Origin of the sequence: Paenibacillus kribbensis (assembly GCF_001705305.1) — a bacterium.
Classification (GTDB): Bacteria; Bacillota; Bacilli; order Paenibacillales; family Paenibacillaceae; genus Paenibacillus; species Paenibacillus kribbensis_B.
Genome location: NZ_MCBP01000058.1, coordinates 1 through 510, shown reverse-complemented (window position 1 = coordinate 510; position 510 = coordinate 1). Strand labels below are relative to the sequence as shown.

The 510-nt window shown below is 52.9% G+C and carries 1 protein-coding gene; it reads right to left on the bottom strand.

Features of this window, described 5'->3' with window-relative positions; genetic code table 11:
• Positions 1–52 precede the first annotated feature (52 nt).
• Positions 53–510 (bottom strand): hemoglobin beta-like protein (locus BAZ21_RS27545; RefSeq protein ID WP_176718239.1); only part of this gene is annotated, 458 nt, incomplete at its 5' end.

The window sequence follows — 510 nt, the reverse complement described above, 5'->3', positions numbered from 1 at the left end:
TGAACAGCTCCCGCAATCTTCTGCATTACAGCTGGTGTTTTGTGATGAGACTCTAGTGGTACTGTCTGCCCAGAGCGGAAACGGCGACAGACAGAAACTTCTGCCAGGCCTCCTGGGTGTCAGCACTGAAACCAGAGGGGCCAAACTTCATGGCAGCGCACACGGTGATGCAATCAGCCAGAAGCTTGAAGTTGTCGGGATCCACGTGCAATTTCTCAGAGTGCATCACACTGAGTGCCGCATAGGTGGCCTTGATGTTATCCATGTTCTTGATGGCTCTCTCCAGACCTCCCATCACAGTCCTCCCGTGACCTGCAACCTTGGGGTTACCCATGATCGCAGCGGGGCTTGACAGGTTTCCAAAGGTGGAGAAATATCTCTGAGTCCAGGGATACACGATCAGACACCTGGCCAGGGCTTGAGGTCCGAGTTCATCTGGATTGAGCTTTCCCCACAAGCCAATGATGGCACTTCGTTCAGCATCTGACCACTCAACCATGTCTACGTTTT